General features: G+C 46.5%; 14 protein-coding genes and 1 tRNA gene. 6 read left to right on the forward strand and 9 right to left on the reverse strand.

The genetic code is table 11. The annotated features are described in order from the left end of the window. Positions 1 to 2 precede the first annotated feature (2 nt). From GO493_RS05165 to GO493_RS05175, 3 genes are read left to right on the forward strand one after another with little or no spacing between them, the layout of a single operon-like run. Entirely contained in the window at positions 3 to 1,157 is a 1,155-nt protein-coding gene (locus tag GO493_RS05165) for an efflux RND transporter periplasmic adaptor subunit (RefSeq protein WP_157305027.1), read from the forward strand. Positions 1,158 to 1,202: 45 nt separating this feature from the next. Continuing rightward, positions 1,203 to 4,463, forward strand: coding sequence for an efflux RND transporter permease subunit (locus GO493_RS05170; RefSeq protein WP_157305028.1), 3,261 nt, complete (start codon positions 1,203 to 1,205; stop codon positions 4,461 to 4,463). Next, a complete protein-coding gene (locus tag GO493_RS05175; RefSeq protein ID WP_157305029.1) occupies positions 4,460 to 7,708 on the forward strand; it encodes an efflux RND transporter permease subunit in 3,249 nt (1,082 codons plus the stop codon). Before GO493_RS05170 ends, GO493_RS05175 begins: the two co-directional genes overlap by 4 nt. A 228-nt stretch (positions 7,709 to 7,936) precedes the next feature. Here the strand turns inward: GO493_RS05175 and GO493_RS05180 are convergent, their stop codons facing one another. The 6 genes from GO493_RS05180 to GO493_RS05205 form a co-directional block, all read right to left on the reverse strand. After that, a complete protein-coding gene (locus GO493_RS05180; RefSeq protein ID WP_198315488.1) occupies positions 7,937 to 9,658 on the reverse strand; it encodes a beta-L-arabinofuranosidase domain-containing protein in 1,722 nt (573 codons plus the stop codon). 265 nt (positions 9,659 to 9,923) lie between these two features. Next, positions 9,924 to 10,005: transfer RNA gene (locus GO493_RS05185), tRNA-Leu, on the reverse strand. A 60-nt stretch (positions 10,006 to 10,065) separates the two neighbouring features. After that, positions 10,066 to 10,977, reverse strand: coding sequence for an arginase family protein (locus GO493_RS05190; RefSeq protein ID WP_157305031.1), 912 nt, complete (start codon positions 10,975 to 10,977; stop codon positions 10,066 to 10,068). 19 nt (positions 10,978 to 10,996) lie between these two features. Continuing rightward, positions 10,997 to 12,190: an MFS transporter gene (locus GO493_RS05195; RefSeq protein ID WP_198315490.1), complete on the reverse strand. Its 1,194-nt coding sequence runs from the start codon at positions 12,188 to 12,190 to the stop codon at positions 10,997 to 10,999. A 45-nt stretch (positions 12,191 to 12,235) separates the two neighbouring features. Further along, positions 12,236 to 13,405, reverse strand: a complete 1,170-nt coding sequence (locus GO493_RS05200; protein WP_157305032.1) for a M20 metallopeptidase family protein — start codon at positions 13,403 to 13,405, stop codon at positions 12,236 to 12,238. Between the two features lie 16 nt (positions 13,406 to 13,421). After that, entirely contained in the window at positions 13,422 to 14,426 is a 1,005-nt protein-coding gene (locus GO493_RS05205) for a helix-turn-helix domain-containing protein (protein ID WP_157305033.1), read from the reverse strand. A 186-nt stretch (positions 14,427 to 14,612) separates the two neighbouring features. On the opposite strand from GO493_RS05205, the gene GO493_RS05210 reads away from it, so the two are divergent. Next, positions 14,613 to 14,972 (forward strand): nuclear transport factor 2 family protein, encoded by a 360-nt coding sequence (locus GO493_RS05210; RefSeq protein ID WP_157305034.1) that lies wholly within the window; start codon positions 14,613 to 14,615, stop codon positions 14,970 to 14,972. 3 nt (positions 14,973 to 14,975) lie between these two features. Here GO493_RS05210 and GO493_RS05215 read toward each other — a convergent pair whose 3' ends face one another. Then, positions 14,976 to 15,908: a TolB family protein gene (locus GO493_RS05215; protein WP_157305035.1), complete on the reverse strand. Its 933-nt coding sequence runs from the start codon at positions 15,906 to 15,908 to the stop codon at positions 14,976 to 14,978. Between the two features lie 280 nt (positions 15,909 to 16,188). On the opposite strand from GO493_RS05215, the gene GO493_RS05220 reads away from it, so the two are divergent. After that, positions 16,189 to 16,455, forward strand: a complete 267-nt coding sequence (locus tag GO493_RS05220; RefSeq protein WP_157305036.1) for a hypothetical protein — start codon at positions 16,189 to 16,191, stop codon at positions 16,453 to 16,455. Positions 16,456 to 16,680: 225 nt separating this feature from the next. On the opposite strand, the gene GO493_RS05225 is transcribed toward GO493_RS05220, so the two are convergent. Both GO493_RS05225 and GO493_RS05230 read right to left on the reverse strand, forming a co-directional pair. Beyond that, complete coding sequence (locus GO493_RS05225; RefSeq protein ID WP_157305037.1) at positions 16,681 to 17,250, reverse strand: hypothetical protein; 570 nt, start codon at positions 17,248 to 17,250, stop codon at positions 16,681 to 16,683. A 283-nt stretch (positions 17,251 to 17,533) separates the two neighbouring features. Further along, positions 17,534 to 18,016, reverse strand: coding sequence for a DUF4240 domain-containing protein (locus GO493_RS05230; RefSeq protein ID WP_157305038.1), 483 nt, complete (start codon positions 18,014 to 18,016; stop codon positions 17,534 to 17,536). A 160-nt stretch (positions 18,017 to 18,176) separates the two neighbouring features. Here GO493_RS05230 and GO493_RS05235 point away from each other — a divergent pair, with 160 nt between their 5' ends. Then, entirely contained in the window at positions 18,177 to 20,108 is a 1,932-nt protein-coding gene (locus GO493_RS05235) for a gamma-glutamyltransferase family protein (RefSeq protein ID WP_157305039.1), read from the forward strand. The last annotated feature ends 39 nt before the right edge of the window (positions 20,109 to 20,147 follow it).

Raw genomic sequence — 20,147 nt, forward strand, 5'->3', positions numbered from 1 at the left:
CTATGAATAGAGTAACAAAATACATTGTTTCAATAACAGCAGGAATGACATTTTTTTCCTGCAAACAGAAACCGCCTGACAAGCAGGAGTCCATACCTGTAAATCTATATACGGTAGAAAGCAGGGATGTAAAGTATTACGATCAGTACCCTTCAACAACACAGGCGCTGAACCAGGTAGATATTATTCCTGCCAACGTTCAGGGATATGTGACCGGCATCTTTGCTCCTGACGGAAGTCAGGTGCACAAAGGACAACTGCTGTATGAAATAGATAAAAGGATCTACCAGGCTGCGTACGACCAGGCGGCGGCAAACGTTAAAGCAGCAGAAGATAACCAGCTGCAGCAACAACAGGATGCCGACCGTTACGTATACCTGAACCAGTACCATGCCGTTGCAAAACAGGCGTACGACCATGCGGTGATCGCCCTGGAAACAGCGAAAAGCCAGACGAAGGCAGCACAGGAAACTTTAAAAACAGCAAAGGCCAACCTGGGCTTCTCCCGCATTTATGCACCCTTTGACGGTACAATAGGCTTCAGCGCCGTAAAGCTGGGAACTGTAGTAGTTGCAGGCCAGACCGTACTGAATACTATTTCCACCAACGACCCGATAGCGGTCGATTTCCTGGTGAACGAAAAACAAATGCTTGCATTTGAACGGTTCAAAGATGATAACAAGGCCATGCCAGATTCGTTGTTCACCCTGCAGCTGCCGGATAACTCTCTTTACCCTTTTCCGGGGAAGATCGCAGCAATAGACCGTGCGGTAGACCCACAAACAGGAACTATCCGCGTACGTCTTGTTTTTCCTAATTCCCGGAATATGCTGAAGGTAGGTATGAGCTGCGTTGTGCGTGTGCGTAACCAGGATAATACTCCACAAATGGTTGTGCCAGGCAAAGCCGTGGTAGAGCAGATGGGAGAGTATTTCCTCTACGTGGCGAAAGACACGGTAATAAATAGTAATACCCCATCGCTGCACGCTGTGCAAAGAAAAGTACACCTGGGACAAACCATCGGGGGCGATGTTATTGTATTGTCTGGCGTTAATGATGGAGACCACATAATAGTAGATGGCATACAGTCTATTCATGACGGCTCTGCTGTTTCCACAGGAAATAAAAAGTCAGGGAAGCATAAGGATATGAGATGATAACCCGGCTTTCCGGAATTCATATTTATTCAATATAAAGATGGCATGATTGCAAATACATTTATTAAAAGACCCGTAACCGCAATAGTAATATCTATTGTATTGATATTAACGGGCAGTGTTTGCATTCTCAATTTACCTGTTGATCAATACCCGGATATCACCCCTCCCGTTGTACAGATAAACGGACAGTTTATTGGCGCTGATGCGCAGACAGTAGAGCAGACCGTTGCCACCCCTATAGAAGAACAGGTAAATGGTACTCCCGGTATGGAGTACATGCAAAGCAACAGCACCAGCAATGGCGGCATGCAGACAAATGTTACCTATAACATCGGAACAGATATTGACATTGCAACGCTGGATGTGCAGAACCGTGTAAGCATTGCTGCTCCATTGGTGCCAGGCGCCGCTACCCGCCTTGGAGTGACCGTCCGCGCTGTAAACCCGAGTATGCTGATGATGGTGGCTATCTACTCGCCCCATGACACACACGATATTACTTTCCTTGACAACTACACCAACATATTCATACAGGACGCCCTGCTTCGCGTACCCGGTGTAGGCACCATCAATAGCTTTGCCGATAATTTCAGCATGCGCGTCTGGATGAACCCGGATAAAATGGCTTCATACGGCCTTACCCCGCAGGATATCATCAACGCGTTAAATGCACAGAACGTTCAGGTGGCAGCAGGTTCTGCCGGTGTGCCGCCACAATCCAGGCAACAGACCTTTGAACTGGGCATACTGGTAAATGGAAGACTAAGTAAGGTGTCGGAGTTTGAAAACATCATTATAAAAGCAATGCCGTCAACCGGCGCACTGGTTTACCTGAAAGACGTAGCGAGAGTTGAGCTGGGTAAATTCAGCTTTTCCAGCAACTCCTTCGTAGACGGTCATCGTGCATCATACCTGCGCATTTACCAGGCGCCGGGCAGCAATGCCCTGAAAACCGCTGAGGGTATTTATAAAGAACTGGCACAGCTAAAGCAATTTTTCCCTTCTGACGTAGCATATAAAGTGCCGTTTGAATCTGTTACGGTGGTAAAGGTTTCCATGAGCGATGTGGTAGTAACCTTATTAATGACCCTTGCGCTGGTAGCGGTGGTGGTATTTGTGTTCCTCCAGAACTTCCGCTCCACACTTATTCCCGTGCTGGCCATACCCGTTTCCATTTTTGGCACCTTCTGCTTTTTTATACCGCTGGGCTTTACTATCAATACACTTACCATGTTTGGCTTTGTGCTGGCAATAGGCATCGTGGTGGATGATGCCATCATTGTAGTAGAGGCGGTACAACATTATATGGATGAGAAGGGCATGTCGCCCAGGGAAGCGACCTACTATGCCATGAAAGATATTTCTGCACCGGTAGTTGCCATTGCACTCATCCTTGCAGCAGTATTTGTTCCGGTAGGATTTATTCCAGGTATTATAGGCCGGCTATATCAGCAGTTTGCAATTACCATTGCCATCTCAGTAATTATTTCCGCATTCGTTGCCTTGTCACTGACGCCTGCTCTTTGTACCCTGCTCTTAAAGCCAACAGACCATACTAAGAAAGAAAAAGGTATAAACAGGATATTCACAAAGTTCAATGCCTGGTTTGACCGTATTACCGGAAGGTATGTAAAGGGAGTAGATAAGAGTATTAACGCAGCAAGATATATGATCATACTGCTGGTCATTATATGCGTTACCGCAATAGGTTTATTCATGAAAAAGCCAACAGGCTTTATTCCTTCGGAAGATGACGGCAACCTGTACGTTACCTTCCAGTTGCCGCCGGCAGCTTCTACCACGCGCTCTGTACAGGTAATGAACAGGCTGATGAAAGTAGTGGCAGAAACACCGGGCGTAGGGCATTATGCCGCATTGTCCGGATTGAACGTGATCAGCAATGCTTCCAACTCCAACTGCGGCACTATCTACTTACAGCTTAACCCATGGGATGAGCGGAACAGGGAAAGCGAACAGGTGCCCGGCATCATTACAGAATTGCGTAACAGGATAGCAGCGGCAGGTATTAACGATGCAAACGTGGAAGTGGTACAGCCATCACCATTGCCGGGGGTAGGGGCTACTGTGGGCTTTAGCTTCCAGATAGAGCAACGTAATACAAATGACGACCTGCATGCGTTCGAAAACGTTGTAAACAGGTTTGTAACAGAGGCCAATAAAAACCCAGCCATATCAGGCGCCTATAGTTTTTATAATGCGCATACGCCCAGCTTCAGTGTTACGGTAGACCGTGAAAAGTGTGGAAAGATGGGTGTCGATCCCGGTGATGTATTTACAACCATACAGGCGTTTATGGGCAGTATGTACATCAACGATTTTACCACCTATAACCGCACTTTCCATGTGGTAGTACAGGCTGATACGGCTTACCGCAATGTTATTACCGACATGAACAAATACTATGTCCGTAACCAGGCGGGGCAGATGCTGCCGCTGGGTACATTGATAAGCTATAAGCCGGTAGAAACATCTCCTCTTATTTCACATTTCAATATTTTCCGGTCGGCAGAAATAGACGGTACTTCCGGTACAGGATACAGCTCTGCACAAACCATCAGCGCGTTGGAAGATGTTGCTGCAAAAGTATTACCGCAGGGTTATGCCTATGAATTTTCTGGACTTAGTTATGAGGAGATAAAGGCCGGATCTACAACTGCTTACATTTTTATCTTTTCCATTACTTTCGTTTTCCTCTTTTTATCAGCATTATACGAGAGCTGGTCAGTACCTTTTTCGGTCTTGTTTGCCGTTCCCATAGGTGTTTTTGGAGCTATACTCACTTTATTTTTTGTGCCCTCTCTCACTAATAACGTTTATGCGCAGATAGGAATGATAACGCTTGTAGGGCTTGCTGCCAAGAATGCTATCCTCATTGTGGAATTTGCCAAGGTACGTGTAGACAGGGGAGAAGACCTTGTACAATCCACTTTGGAAGCCGTGAAGTTACGTCTGCGCCCTATCGTCATGACCTCCATGGCCTTCATCCTGGGAGTCCTGCCATTGGTACTGGCAACCGGCGCCGGCGCAGTGTCAAGAAGGACCATTGGCTTTACGGTGCTTGGGGGGATGATAGCCGCTTCTACCATAGCCATTTTTATTGTACCCGTATTGTTCGTGGTCATTACAAAATTATCCTATGGTAAAGAGAAACTGGCCTGGTTGAAAGAACATCATGAAAGCCTGATGAAGAAGGCAGAGAAAATAGAACAGCAGAATATTGATCCGGAACTGGAATTTGAGATACAGCGGTCCCGCGATTTTAACAAACACGATAACGGATGATTGCCAGCACATTCATAAAGAGGCCTGTTACTGCCATTGTAGTATCTATAGTACTTACAATCTCAGGCCTTATCTGCATGGTTAATCTTCCGCTGGACCAGTTCCCAAAAATCACCCCGCCAGGTGTCAGCATCTCCGCAAACTACACCGGTGCCGATGCGCAAACGGTAGAACAGACAGTGACCATTCCCATAGAAGAGCAGGTAAATGGTGTGCCGGGAATGATGTATATGCAAAGCACCAATACCCAGACCGGCTCGGCAGGTATCAGTGTTACGTTTGACGTAGGTACCAATGTAAATGTGGCTACGTTGAATGTGCAGAACAGGGTAGGACTGGCATCGCCCGTATTGCCTTCTGTTGTAGGACAGCTGGGCGTAACAGTGCGCGCGCGCAACCCCGACCAGCTGATGAACCTGGCTATTTATTCGCCCAAAGGAACGCACGATATTACCTTCCTGGACAACTATACCAACACATTTATTGTAGATGCCCTGCTGCGTGTGCCGGGGGTGGGAGATGTACAGTCCCGCGGTAATCCATTCAGCATGCGTATCTGGATGGACCCGAAGAAGATGGCGTCTTATGGTTTAATGCCATCAGATGTAATAACCGCTCTGCAGAGACAAAACATGTATATAGCGGGTGGTGCAGTGGGCGCTCCGCCACAGCCTTCAACACAGGCCAATGAATATACCATCGTTGTAAACAGCCTGTTAAGCAAGCCTGCAGAATACGAAAAAGTAATTGTCAAATCTATACCGGCCACCGGCCAGCTGGTTTACCTGAAAGATATTGCCAGGGTGGAACTGGGCAAGTTCAACTATGGCAATAAAAGTTATGCAGATGGGAAGCTGGCCACTACGGTGATGGTTTACCAGTCGCCCACCAGCAATGCCATGCAGACGGCAGAAAATGTCTATGCGGCGCTGGCAGAGCTGAAGAAGTCCTTTCCCCCGGATGTGGATTATACAGTACCTTTTGAGAACGTAACCATCATCAGGGTATCTGTTAGCGAGGTGATAAAAACTTTGTTCGAAGCGCTGGCGCTGGTGGTTATAGTCGTATTCCTGTTCCTGCAAAACTGGCGTTCTACGCTTATTCCCGTTATTGCCATACCTGTATCTATCATCAGCACATTTATTTTATTTATTCCTCTTGGCTTTACTATCAATACACTGACGTTGTTCGGTTTTGTCCTGGCAATAGGTATAGTGGTGGATGATGCTATTATTGTTGTGGAGGCAGTACAGCATTTTATTGACCATGAGCATATGTCGCCCAAAGAGGCCACTTATTACGCCATGAAAGAAATATCAGCGCCGGTGGTGACTATCGCGCTTATTCTTGCATCCGTATTTATCCCCGTTGGCTTCATTCCAGGGATTACCGGGAAGCTGTACCAGCAGTTTGCTATTACCATTGCTATATCGGTGATCCTGTCTGCCTTCGTTGCCCTGTCTCTTACGCCGGCATTATGTACCTTATTACTGCGGCCTTCGCATATTGATAAGAAGTCGAAAAACATAAACCGCTTTTTCTTTTGTTTCAATACCTGGTTTGAGAAAGTTACAGGCAGGTATTCTGATGGTGTAAGGAACTGTATTAAAAAGTCAAAGCTTGTTGTAGTCCTGCTTGTTTGCATATGTTTTGGCGCTGTATTCCTTTTCAAACAAAAGCCTTCCGGTTTTATTCCTTCAGAAGACGGTGGAAGGGTGCTGATCGGCATCCAGTTGCCTGAAGGTACCGCTACCATCCAGACAGAAGAGGTATTGCGCAAGATCATGAAGATAGTGGATGAAACGCCCGGAGTACTACACTATAACGCCATTTCAGGGATGAATGTACTGAGCGGTGGCGCTACTTCCAACGGCGCCAGCATCTTCTGCATGCTGAAACCCTGGGATGAGCGTACCACACCCGAAACACAGATACCGGGTATAATGGGCGTGATCAAAAAGAGAATAGCCGCTGCAGGAATTAAGAATGCAGGCATAACCGTAAACGCCTCGCCGGCTATAAGAGGCTTGGGAACCGCTTCAGGCTTCAGCATGCAGGTAGAACAGGGCAGCACCAGCGACGATATTCATGAATTCGAAGCAGTGATGAACAGGTTTGTGGCAGCATTGAAAAAAGAACCCGCTACTTCAACAGCATATTGCAATTATGCGGCGCATACGCCTGCGTTTGAACTTTGGCTTGACAGGGAGAAATGCCAGAAGCAGGGCGTAAATGTGGCAGATGTGTTCAGCACATTACAGGGGTATATGAGCAGCAGGCTGGTAGGTAATTTTACCCTGTACAACCGCACTTACCGGGCAATAGTGCAGTCAGACACTTCTACCCGCGCCCTGATCTCCGACCTGGAAAAATATTATGTACGGAACACCGGCGGACAAATGCTTCCTTTGAGCACCCTTGTCAATTATAAACCTATTTCCACAGCGCCATTAATTACGCATTTCAATATCTTCCGGTCGGCAGAGGTAGATGGCTCTACGCCGGCAGGCTACAGCACCGGGCAAAGTATTGAAACGCTGAAACGGGTGGCAGCAAAGGTTTTGCCACGGGGGTATACTTATGAGTTTTCAGGATTAAGCTACCAGGAAATAAAGGCGGGATCAATGACAGTCTATATTTTTCTCTTTTCCATCATCTTCGTTTTCCTTTTCCTGGCAGCGTTGTATGAAAGCTGGTCGGTACCGTTCTCTGTAATGCTTGCTGTTCCTATCAGCGCTTTCGGGGCTATTTTTGCCCTTACTACTATGCCGTCATTATCCAATAATGTGTATGCCCAGATAGGGTTGATCACATTGATAGGCCTGTCTGCAAAGAATGCCATACTGATCGTGGAATTTGCCAAGGTCCGCGTGGACAGGGGAGAAGATCTGATCCAGTCTACCCTTGAAGCCGTGAGGTTGCGGTTACGGCCTATTATCATGACCTCTCTTGCCTTTATATTTGGTGTAATGCCTATGGTGCTTGCATCAGGCGCCGGCGCCCAATCCCGCAAAACCATCGGCGTTACAGTACAGGGAGGCATGGTAGCGTCATCCTGCATTGCTATCTTCATTGTACCTGTGTTGTTTGTATTATTTACGAGAGTAAGCTATGGCAAAAAGAAATTAGCGTGGCTCCGGGCAAATCATGAACTGTTAATGGAAAAGGAAAGAAAGGTGGAATCCCAGAGCATTGATCCGGAGTTGGAATATGATATAGCACAGGCGAAAATAAAAAAAGCTTAGTTTCATTACAAATGTAAGAGGAGTTACTAAGCCATGTGGGTACTATAAAGGTAGCAAGAATTATAAAATCAGCAAAAAGCATGTAAGAAGCAACAATAAAAAGACATGAATTTATTAGTTGGCAAAAAAAGCGTTGATAAATGTAAATAGGAGGATGGATCGTGAAGTGTAAAAACAAAAAAGCCATAATGAGATTATCATTATGGCTTAAAGTACATTTATTAATAGTTAATAATCCCTGATCGTCGCATACACACCATACGATTGCGCGTTTATATCATACAGAGGCCGCAGAACAAACGTTTTTCCTCCGTTCTTTAACTGGAATACATTGCTGCCGCTAACAGTCAGGTTTTTTAAAATTTCATCCCGCTGCCCTTTTAATATAAATTCTGAATCAGTTTCAGCCGCCAGCATTACCGGGCCGTAAAAGATGGCGAAGACATTTTCATCGTCCGGCATTGCCTTGAAATAAAAATCATAGTGAAAAACTAACCTGATCCTGTCATTGTCCTTCCACTCACGGCGAAGAGACAAATAAGAGCCAGGTCGGGTATCCAGCGCTTGTTTCTGGTTATTTACATATACTTCACTTTTGTTCGACCAATCAGGTATCAGGAAGTTCAGGGTCATTCCGGACTTTTTCGCCGTCTTCAGCGTAAATTCAACAACAGAATCAGCAGGAAAGTTTCCCACTTGTTCCAGAGAGAGTGACTTTGCCTGCCAGTTTACTTTAGACGGAATATACATATTCACCCATAAGGTTGAATCGTTATGGTAATAGATACCGGTATTCAAAGCGGCAAATGCTTCAATGGAAGTCCCATTGCAGCAACGGAAATCATCCTCTTTTAAAAACTTTTTGGTCTGTGGCGAGCCCAATGGCAAATGATAAACAACAGCCCCGGTATTAGCATTTTGCAATGCCATCGTCGAATTGTAAAAAGTGTTCATATAGGCGTCGGCATACCTGGGATCACCCTCCCAGCAAAATAGCGCTGCTGCCAGTTTCTGCGTATTATGCGAAACACATGACTCTGCAATCTCTTTCGTCATCGTACTGCTCAGATGGTCGGGCACACCCCAGTGTTCTGAAGTAAGAGAAGTTGGTGTAACGACATTGGGCCGTGGACCGCTGCTGGATCCATTGGCATATGCATGATGACAGGTAAGCATATTCCAGAAGTTCTGCACAGCATGATAATAAAGCGCTTCCCTGGTGATGGCATACCTTTGCGCAAACCCGTTCACCAGCACCAGGTGCGTGTTTGAATGCAGGCCTGAAAGAATGTCCTTGTTGTTTGATAAAGGAATGAGAAACCAATCCCGGTCAAAAATCCTGGCAAGAGCAAGGTGTTTCGGATTATGCGAAACCTGGTAAAGCTTGTACAATACCTCGTTCATTGCGCCCGCTTCGTTTGCCGGGTTAGCGTCTGGTGTATAAAGTACTTTTTCAATGGTTTCAGGGCTCAGCCTGTTCATCCTTTTCTCTACGTATGACGCCATATCATTCACCATTTTATATGCTCTTACATTGCCTGTACGGACGTAAACATCCAAAAGCCCCTGCATGAGCTTATGAAAAGTATAATAAGGCGCCCAGACACCTCCAAACTTTACTTCCAGCGTATCAAAATCTTTTTCAGGAAACGCACTGAGATAACCATTGCCCAGGGCCTGCTGGCATTTATACAACTCGTCTGTAATGTAGATAAGACGGCGCGTTAATGCAGTATCCCTGTTCCTTTCCACCAGCATTGAAACGGCAGACAGGTAATGCCCGGCAAAATGTCCCCTGATACCAACATCCGGAGCTTCCCATCCGGCTAACGGCCTGGCCGCCGAAGGCAACCCTGCATTAACCCGGAAGTTGTGCAGTAACCTGTCCGGATCGAGTGATAACAAATACACCGTATTCAACTCTTCCCTTTGTTTTATCCAGGACGGCATTAATATAACTGATTGATCAGGAAACGGTGAAACTTTTGCGTTCGTAAGCCTGTAAGGTTCATTCTGGCCAAATACGCTGCAATCAGCAAAACACAGCATTAAGAATACCAGTAACAGCTTGGGTTGCATTTTATAAGTATTGAATTTTGATCGTAATGGCCCCCGTGGATAATGGAACCGTTCACCCGCAACAAATAGATTATAAAAGAAAAAGGATGGTTAGAATTGGATAAAATAAAAACGGGAGCAAAAGCTCCCGTCAGAGTGCGGGTGGAGGGACTCGAACCCCCATGCCGTGAAGCACCAGATCCTAAGTCTGGCGTGTCTACCAATTTCACCACACCCGCTTTTTACATATTGTAAAAGAGGACTGCAAAGGTATTCTTTTTTATCAAAGAAACAAATCTTTATACTTCAGCAGATAATGGCCTTAATACAGCAACCAGCTGCCGGGAAAATTCCTTTGTATACCTTCTATCCGGATCCATAGTAGGATCCAGTATAGTAATATTTATACCTCTGAAATAAGGCGATGCCAGCAGCGGAGTCAATGTCTGCCTCCACTCATCATAAGAAAGCCCTCCTTCATTAGGAGAATCTACACAAGGCATCACCTCATTATCCAGTATATCTACATCCAGGTGTATCCAGAAGCCATCCAGCTGCTCTGCCTTTATCATATTCAGGAAGCTGGCAGTGATAGTATCAATGCCCTGTTCGCGGATAGAAGGCAGGTCATAATAATTGACAGCACTATCCAGGATCAGTTCTACATAATCTTCATAATACAGCTCACGGTTGCCGAAGGAATAAATATGTTCTTCCTGTATGTATGGCCCCAGGTTATCTATATCCGTTAGTTTGGGATGCCCGTGTCCTGTTATCAGCGCCAGGCCCATACCTGCGGCGCCGGCAGTGCCTGACTTCCCCGGAGGCACATAATCTGTATGCCCATCCATAGAGAACAAGGCATACTTTCCACCGGTACTTTTCAGCCCCAGCATATTTCCGACGATGATACTGCAATCGCCGCCAATTACTACAGGCACTGTACCGCGTTCTACGGCCTCTTTTACCCTGGCGCCTAAGGTACGGCTATACGCTGCAATGGCGTCAGCATTGCGTACATGACTTTCAGGGTCCAGTTCCATACTGTAAGGGGGAGCAGGAATATTAATGCTCCGGCTGATACCCGCCTGTTCTGCCAGTCCCGTTTCCCGGAGCGCCTGCGGCAGGAGATTAACGCCAGGCTCCCTGTCAGGTTGCAGTTGTTTCAGACCCAGGTTGGTAGGGGCTTCTATGAGGATGAAGTTATGCATACAATGGAAATATAGTCAATTATTTAACCGGTCGCAGGCCCAGTTTCGCAATTTTAGACCTGTTCCTGAAGAAAAGAAAAATATTGATCAGCACTACTACAGAACATCCTGCACAAACGCCTGCCCAGTTACCTACACTCCAGAGAAAAAGCCCCAGTGCAGAACCGGTAGCGCCGCCAATGAAAGTAGATGTCATGAAAACAGTATTGAAACGGTTCCTGGCTTCCGGTAAAATGGAATAGATAATGGTCTGATTAGTGACCTGTACTGACTGATGACCAACATCCAGGGTAATGATCCCTGCCAGAAGGAGGAAGATGCCGCTCCCTGTGAAGTAAAAGCCTATAAAGCTGATCAGCTCCAGCGCCAGGCCGATAATGATATTATTGGAAGTATCCCGTCCGTCGCTGATCTTACCTACCAGCGGAGCGGCAAGAGCACCGGCAGCGCCGGCCAGGGCAAAGAAGCCTATCTCAAAAGATTCATAGTTGAAAGGCGCTGCAGAAAGAAACAGCACCATAGTTACCCAGAACGCGCTGACTACAGCAAAGGAAAGTGCATTGGTGATAGCCGCCTGCCGTAATGCAGGCTGGGTAACGGCATAGTGAGCTACAGAACGCATCAGCTGACCATAGTTGCCATTAAAGGCAGGTTCGCTTTTAGGGAAGCGCCACCACATCAACCCTAATAATACCACACATATACCGGCAGCGATGAGATACATTTCCCGCCAGCCGTAAAGGGAGCCTACAGCTCCGCTAAGCGATCGGGAAGCAAGGATACCTACCAGCAGGCCGCCCATAATGGTGCCAATGGTAGAGCCCCGTTTATTGTCGGCCGTCAGACTGGCAGCCAGCGGCAATATAAGCTGTGGAACAACAGAAGAGATACCTATAAGTACGCTGGCAATCTGCAATACCAGGAAAGACGGCGCTTTGGCTGCCAGTAGCAATGCCAGAACAGATATGGCGGTAGTGACAATGATCTGTTTACGGCGTTCCAGGATATCTCCCAGGGGCACCAGGAGTAATAATCCCAGTGCATAACCTATCTGTGTCAGGTAGGTTACCCGTCCGGCTATGCTTTCATGCAATCCAAACTCTTTTCCTATTAATACGATAAGTGGTTGGCAGTAGTAAATGTTGGCAACGATCAATCCCGTACAGGCAGCCATAAAGGCAGTGTCACCTTTTCCCAGTTGTTTCCTTTCCATAATCCCTGATTAGTCTATGACGCCGCAAAGTTAAAGCATTTACTTTTAGCGGTAGCCTTCCAGCAGGGACACTGCTCCTTTGGCAAGGAAAGTGGCGCCATAAGGAATGCAGCTTTCATTAAAGATCACTTTAGGATGATGAAGATAGTAGCCGGGGGATGTCGGGTCCTGTGCCCCCAGCAGGTAAAACATGGATGGCACCTTCCTTGAGTAGTAGGAAAAATCTTCTCCCGCCAGCAGGGGAATAACCTCTTTTACGGCAGGTTGCCCAAACACTTCTGCCAGCGGTTGCTCCAGTTTGGTATGTACCTGCGGGTTGTTCAGCACACTGGGTATGTCGAAGTAGAGATCGAAGGTGATAACCGCGCCGTGAGTGAGCTTAAGTCCATCGATGATCCTGTTCAGCCTGCTTATCACCTCTTCATAGGTTTCCAGGCTGAGAGACCGGATAGTACCTTCCAGCACTACTTTATCTGCAATAACATTAGGCGCTACACCTCCGTTGATCTTCGTAAAGGAAAGGACTGCCGTCTCCAGCGGAGGGGTATGTCTTGATATGATGGTCTGTGCAGACTGTACAAGCTGTGTGGCTACAATGATAGCATCTATGCCCAGCTGCGGGGCGGCGCCTGCATGAGCGGCCTTCCCCAGTATTTCTATTTTGAAGAAGCCGGTACAGGCAAGTGCTGGTCCCAGGGCATAGGTGATATTGCCTACGGGCAGGGAAGGATCTACATGAAGTCCCAGCGCGGCTGAAACGTCATCCAGGTGACCATCCTCCACAAAGCGGCGGGCGCCTGTTTTACGGTCAGGGTCTTTGTTAGGCCCTTCTTCTGATGGCTGAAAGAGGAATTTGACAGTACCCTGGAAAGGCATGTCCCTGAGCAGGTGAGCCGCGCCTATGAGCATGGTGGTATGAACATCATGTCCGCAGGCGTGCATCTTCCCTTTTACTGCTGAAGCAAAGGGCAGTCCTGTTTCTTCCTGCATGGGCAATGCGTCCATATCTGCCCGTATGGCTACGGTAGGACCTGTACCTTTGGATAGTGTTGCAATAACGCCGGTGCCGGCTATATGGGAGATATAATCTATACCCAGTTGATCAAGTTCCCCGCGTACCAGTCCTGAAGTGTTCTCTTCCTCATATCCTAATTCAGGGCAGGCATGTATCTGTCTTCTGATGTTGACAAGCCTTTCTGCCAGTTTATTGTCCATCTCTCTGCATTTGCCATCAAGTTAAGCGGTTTTTCCGATATTCTCTGGGAGAACAACGGTAACGCTTCCTGAAAACAGCAGTAAAGTAGTTGGCGCCGCGATAGCCTGTGCTGAAACTGATCTCCTTAATACTGAGGCTGGTCTGGGATAGGAGGGAGGCGGCTTTTTTCATCCGCAGATGTTCAATATATCCCCGTGGAGAAACATGCAGCAGCTCTTTAAAAGCCCGCTCAAAAGTATTGATATGCATGCCTGCTCTTTTGCTCAGTTCGGCAATGCTGAGTGGCAGGTGATAATGACTTTGGATGTAGATACACACCTGGCGAAGCTTCTGTGCCTGTTCCCCGTTCTGCAGGTATTTGGGAGTAAGGGCATTGAAGTAAAGGGTAAGCAGGTCGTTGAGCCGGGCCTCTATAAACGCTTTCCTTTCTTCTTCCGGGAGAAGGGAAGTACGGATATCGTTCAGCACTTTCAGATCTGCCACATCCATACGGATAGCCGGCAGGGTCGCGCCCTTGCGGGACTGCCGCTGCTGCTGAAGGTAAATGTCCTCAAAAGAAGGATGCCGGGACAGGAATTGCCGGAGGTAGGAAGCAGAGAAGGAAATGTACAGCATCTCATAATTGCCCGCACGGAGGTCTGCTGTATTTTGTGAATGAGAAGGGATATAGTAAAGCCCAAACTCTTTCTCTATCAGCATCAGCTTGCCCTGGCCCTGCAGGCGGCAGGATACATTGCCCTGTAATACGCAATACATGGCCAGCATAGGCTGATTGGAAGTAGGCCGTAACCGGATCTTCTCGTTGACAAAATACTGCTGCCAGCAGATCACCCATCCGGGGTCCCTGATCTCCTGGGTGATAAACTGGCCAAAAGGCGCTTCTACAAACGTGGTTGCCGAGGAATGTGCAAGGCGGTATTGCAGGTAGTTGTCTGGTAGGTTGGCAGATACCCTGATGAGTGACTGCATTTTTTCAGGGATCCCAAAGTGCAGCACAGGGGGATGTTGGCTGGACGTCATGTTCAGGCATTTAAACCGGTGACTGGTAAAATTATTCTGGTTGCTTCGTTTTGAGTTAGTATTGCTAATTTATGCCCTGATACTGCGACAGTACTTCCTGCCGGTTATTATGAAAATCATATACTTATCCCTGAATTTCTCAATCTGATTTCTCGTAAATTACATCTCCACCAAATCCCCATTGTCATGACTACACAAGAAATCGCTACCCGCCTGGCCGGATTTTGTGCTAAAGGCGACTGGGAAAAAGCTCAGAGAGAATTATATGCTGAGGATGCTATCAGCATAGAACCGGAAGAATCACCTGCATTTGCCAAAGAAACGAAAGGACTGACTGCCATTATCGAAAAAGGAAAGAAATTCGATTCTATGGTAGAAGAAGTGCACAACATCAGCGTTTCTGAGCCACTTATAGGTGGTAATGCCATTGCCATGGTATTGAACATGGATATGACCATGAAAGAAAGAGGACGGATGAACATGAGTGAACTATGTGTGTATGTGGTGAAAGACGGTAAGATCGTTTCTGAGCAGTTCTTCATGTAATTTTCAGTCAACAGAATAGCTGACAAAGGCTATTTTCTGACTGTCCGGACTCCAGGAAGGAACGTTAATAGTGCCCTGGCCACCATAGAACACAGGTGTGATGTCCTTAACAACTTTGGTGGCAGTATTCATCAACCGTAATTTAACGTCCTTGCCAAACAAATGGTTCTGCCCTTCATCCGATGTATAAGCAATGTAAACAATCCACTTATTGTCGGGTGAAGGATGCGGGAACCAGTTTGAGTTTTCATCAAACGTTAACTGCTCCGGCTTTGAACCATCTGCCAGCATCCGCCATATCTGCATATGGCCTGTTCGGTATGAGTTGAAATAAATGTATTTACCATCCGGAGAGTAATCAGGCCCGTCATCCAGTCCTTCATTATCCGTTAGCCTTTTTTCCGTACCACCATCTACGCTGATAGTGTAAATATCAAAATTACCGTTCCGTTCTGCGCAATAGGCCAATGTTTTGCCGTCCGGGGTCCAGCCATGCCAGAAAGAAGGTACCTGTGGCGTAATCCTTCTGGGCTGCCCGCCTGTAACAGGAAGAATGTAAATGGCAGATTTATAGGGTTTTTCTGAAGGATCGCTTTTGTCATTGTGACTGATGGTCAGCCATTTTTTATCGGGGGATATTCCGTGGTCGTTATTGCATTCAGTAGCAAATCCTGTGTTGAGTACTGTTAGTTTTTTAGAACCCAGGTCCAGCGTATAGATCTTCCCTTTGCTGTTTACAATCAGATAATTATCCGGATGCCAGTTCGGCGCTTCGAAAAGTGCTTTGATAGTAAGTACAGTATCGATCTTTGCTGTCCGGATATTTAATGTCTGGATGTAACTGGTTGTATCCTGTGCTACAGCATAAGGTGAACAAAGAAGCAAAAAGATGCATGAAAGATAGATGACCTCTTTCGTGGAATATAGGTTAACCATAACGTGAACGGGTTTAGATAGCTATAATTTACTACTATTAACTGGAATAGTTGAATACAAACCTGCGCTATCAAAAAAGATAGGAAGCAAATTATACCGTGAACAAAGTGAATAATGTGTATGAACTGAACAGAATGACACTTGAGGAGACTGATTAAGCATCTTATTTTTGCTTTAACAGCGTGGGTTTCTTGTTCGTCGTGTTCATCCTTTTTCCAGCAGGTTCCTGGCGGCAGCAGAAAGTTCCACTTTTTTTGTTAACCAAATAATATTTATAAAAATGTCGACAGTAAAATTGTTCAGCAATGTCAGTTATTCCCAACCGCCTATTAATTTAATTAATCAATTTCTGGCTTGTTATAATGATATGGAGGATGTAAGGAGAATTATGCAGGAGATCATTGATACAGCTATGACCAGTCCGCAGGCAGACAGCTGGACCAGAGAAGAACGTGCAGATGCTATCTTCTTCTGCAAGCTAATGACTCAGTTGGCAGAAGCGGTGATGAAAATTTATAAGCCATATTTGCTTGCGGAGAGCCAATAGGAAAGACAGATTCAGGTCTTTTTTATACGCTTTTAGAAGGGGCTTCGGAAAAATAAAAGAGACTCAAAAATGAATAATACTTCCATGTTGGAAACCCGCTTTTCTGTAATTAGAATTGCTTGTTCGAATTTTCAACATAAGGGGAATGCGATTTCAGTTCTTTGTATGACATAGTTACAATCTCAAAGAGACTGGCCCAATAAGGCCTCTCCTGGTAGATTGTGCTCAATTATTATCCCATACAGGTCGAAGCATGACGATTACCGTCTCATGCTCTTTATCAGACTTGTCGATTGAAGTGAATACGGTTTTTTCGTTGAAAGAAAGTAGGCAATTGTTCCATTTCCAAACATGGAGCGAAGCATCCTTCCTGATCGGTTCTTTTGATAGCGTAGTCCATACGGTCCAGGTGGGAGGTTGTTCGTCGCCCAGGTGACAGTAAATAATGCTATCCAGTTTAGGAGTCTTGTCAACAGCCAGGAGGACAGCCATCACGCGTGCACTGCTGTCAGTCAGGAGAAGTGTTTCCCGAACGGGAATCCCAAAGAAATGAAATCTGTCACCATCATTCAGGCGATAAGCTTTTCTGTCAAGCGGTGAGTAGATATAATGACGGTATCGGGATTTATCAACCAATTCCTGTTTATCATAGCGAACTTCGTCAATAGATCTTTTTAGCAGCCGGTGAAGATTTTCGGCGGCGTCGGCATCCTGTTTGATATCTTGGGCAACGATAATTCCCTGACTAAAAAAGAAGAATATTAAAAAAAGTAACGGACGGTATTTGGTTAACATCGAACATGTTTGACATTGTTACTGAGTCTATAGGTCATAATAAAATTAATGAAATCTAAATTAAATAAAGAAGTTTTTGGGGCATTTTGATAGACCCTTCAACTTGCGTATGAAGGTGGATATACGCAAATTTTATCTCAATCCCGGATTTCGAAATTCCGTTAATAAATAGTTGCTTTTATCTTGTTGTAAGAAATTTTTATAAAGCGAAATGGATAAAGGAAAGTGTAGCTTAGCGTAAGTAGTTGCGCACGTTAGCTATCCGGCTAAACCAGCCCAACCCCTACCAGCACCTCGAATTCGACCCCGACTCAATACAATGAATCGAATTCCTCTCAAAATGCTCCCCGAACCGGTATTCATATACCTCATACCCTACAGTTGACAACGCTCCTACGGTAGCATACATCGTAGCCATAGACGGATTATTATCTATCCTGTTATAATAAACTTCTCCCATACCAACAATGAAACACCTGCTGAAAAGGAAGCCTTCATCAGATCCGCCGGTATACTCATGAATATCTTCCCGGTCAATATGGAAGAGTTTGTCTTCCAGTACATGTATGAACTTGGTCAGCTCACTTTGCTCCAGGAACATCAATTGTTTCGTGATATTTGCAATGATAGAACCGGAAATAATACGGGCCAGTGTACGGAACAGCATTTCGCTTTGGGTGGCAAGCGCCCTTTCTCTTAGATTGAATGCCTCCTGGTCAGCCTTCCAGGCAAGCTCAATCATCTCCCAGAACTTAGTGGCGTTCATAAAAAAAGCTGTTTTAGCAATGAAAGAAGACGGGGAATAACAAAATGAATGTACGTGGACCAATTTCTTATAACAAACAACCGTTGGTAAAGTTCATCTTTCCTGGTAAAAGTATCTGCATTATTTTGTTAAAAATCGAATCTAAATCTCTCGTTCGCTTATGAAACATTTGATCCTCCTGGCCATATCTATTTCCTTGCTGCCGGCAGCAAGGGCTCAGCAGACCCAGAAACCGCCCTTGCACGGCAAACACTGGATGGCAGTGACTGGCAAGCCGCTGGCAGCTACAGCCGGTTCCATGATATTCCAGAAAGGCGGCAATGCCGTAGACGCGGCCTGTGCCATGCTGGCAGCTACCTGCACCATGTGGGACGTGCTGAGCTGGGGCGGCGAAACCCAGGCGCTCATATACAACCCTAAAACAGGGAAAGTAATAGCTATCAATGCATTGGGAGTAGCCCCTACAGGCGCCACCCCGGCATTCTTCAAAGGCAAAGGATACAATTTTCCCCCTGAATACGGCCCGCTGGCGGCAGTGACGCCCGGTACTCCCGGCGGACTATGCTACATGCTGGCGGAATATGGCACCATGAGCCTGAAAGAAGTGCTGGCCCCGGCCATGGAAATGGCGGAAGGATACCCTATTGAAGCACAGACTGCCAACAGTATGGAACGCAGCAAAGACCGGCTGAAAGAATGGCCCTACAGCAAAGCGGTATTCCTGACCCACCCCGGAGAAAAAAGAGAAGCCCCCGAAGCAGGGGAGATCTTCGTACAGAAAGACCTGCTGGCTACCCTCACCAAAATGGTGGAGGCAGAGCAAGAGGCCCTGCACAACAAAAAGAGCCGTAAAGAGGCTATAATGGCCGCTTATGACCGTTTCTACAAAGGAGATATTGCGCAGGAATTTGTACGGGGCTGCCAGGAACAGGGAGGACTGATCACCAAAGAAGACCTGGCTAACTGGAAACCAATAGAAGAAGAGCCTTTACACGTTAATTACAAAGGAATAGAAGTATACAAACTGCAACAGTGGACACAAGGGCCCATGCTGCTGCAAAGCCTGAACATCCTGGAAAACTTCGATCTCAAGGCAATGGGGTACAACTCCACAAAATACATCCACACCCTCTACCAGACCATGAACCTGGCCTTTGCCGACAGGGACTTCTACTATGGCGATCCTTACTTCTCGCCCAAGTCGCCCATCAACGGATTACTCAGCAAAACCTACGCAAAAGAGCGCGCAAAGCTGATCAACCCTGACCATAATGATCCAAATCCCACTCCCGGCGATCCTTATCCTTTTGAAGGAAAGAAAAACCCCTTCCTGTCCCTTCTAAAACAACATAACGCACTGACTGATACTGCCGCAGAAAAGAAACAGGACCGGTTCGTACCTAAACATGATGCCGCAGGCATCCTGCAATCAACCCCTGATGCAAACATGTATGCTGCCAACGATGTTGACAGCGCCTACATGGACCGCCTGTGGAGAGGTACCACCAGCGTGGAAGCTGCCGATGCAGACGGATGGGTAGTATCAATCACTCCCAGCGGAGGATGGACGCCGGCATGTATTGCAGGTCATACAGGTGTTGGTATGAGCCAGCGCTTACAAAGCTTTGTACTGGATTCCGCCGTTTGCCCCTTTAATGTAATTGCACCAGGTAAACGTCCCAGGGTAACATTAACGCCTTCCATGGCGCTGAAGAACGGCAAACCTTACCTGTCCTTCGCCGTACAGGGGGGAGATACGCAGGACCAGAACCTGTTACAGTTCTTCCTGAACATGGTAGAATTCGGGATGACGGTTCAACAGGCCACCGAGGCTGCCAACATCAACTCCAACCAGTTATGGCTATCACTTGGTGGTAGTTCCATGAACGACCGTAAACCACGTCCGGGAAGCGTCCTGCTGAACAGCAATACACCAGAGAAAGTGAGAACAGAGCTGAAGAATATGGGATATATCCCCACCTTCAGCGAGCGTACCAGCGGACCGGTAAATGCCATTTATCTTGACCGGGAACATGGTTCTTTATGGGGTGGAAGCAGTAACCATGGTGAGGATTATGGTATAGGATGGTAATACACTTTTAAAAGCCGGCCCCAGGCCACATAAAAAAAA

Origin of the sequence: Chitinophaga tropicalis, assembly GCF_009758205.1 — a bacterium.
In the GTDB taxonomy this organism is placed as follows: domain Bacteria; phylum Bacteroidota; class Bacteroidia; order Chitinophagales; family Chitinophagaceae; genus Chitinophaga; species Chitinophaga tropicalis.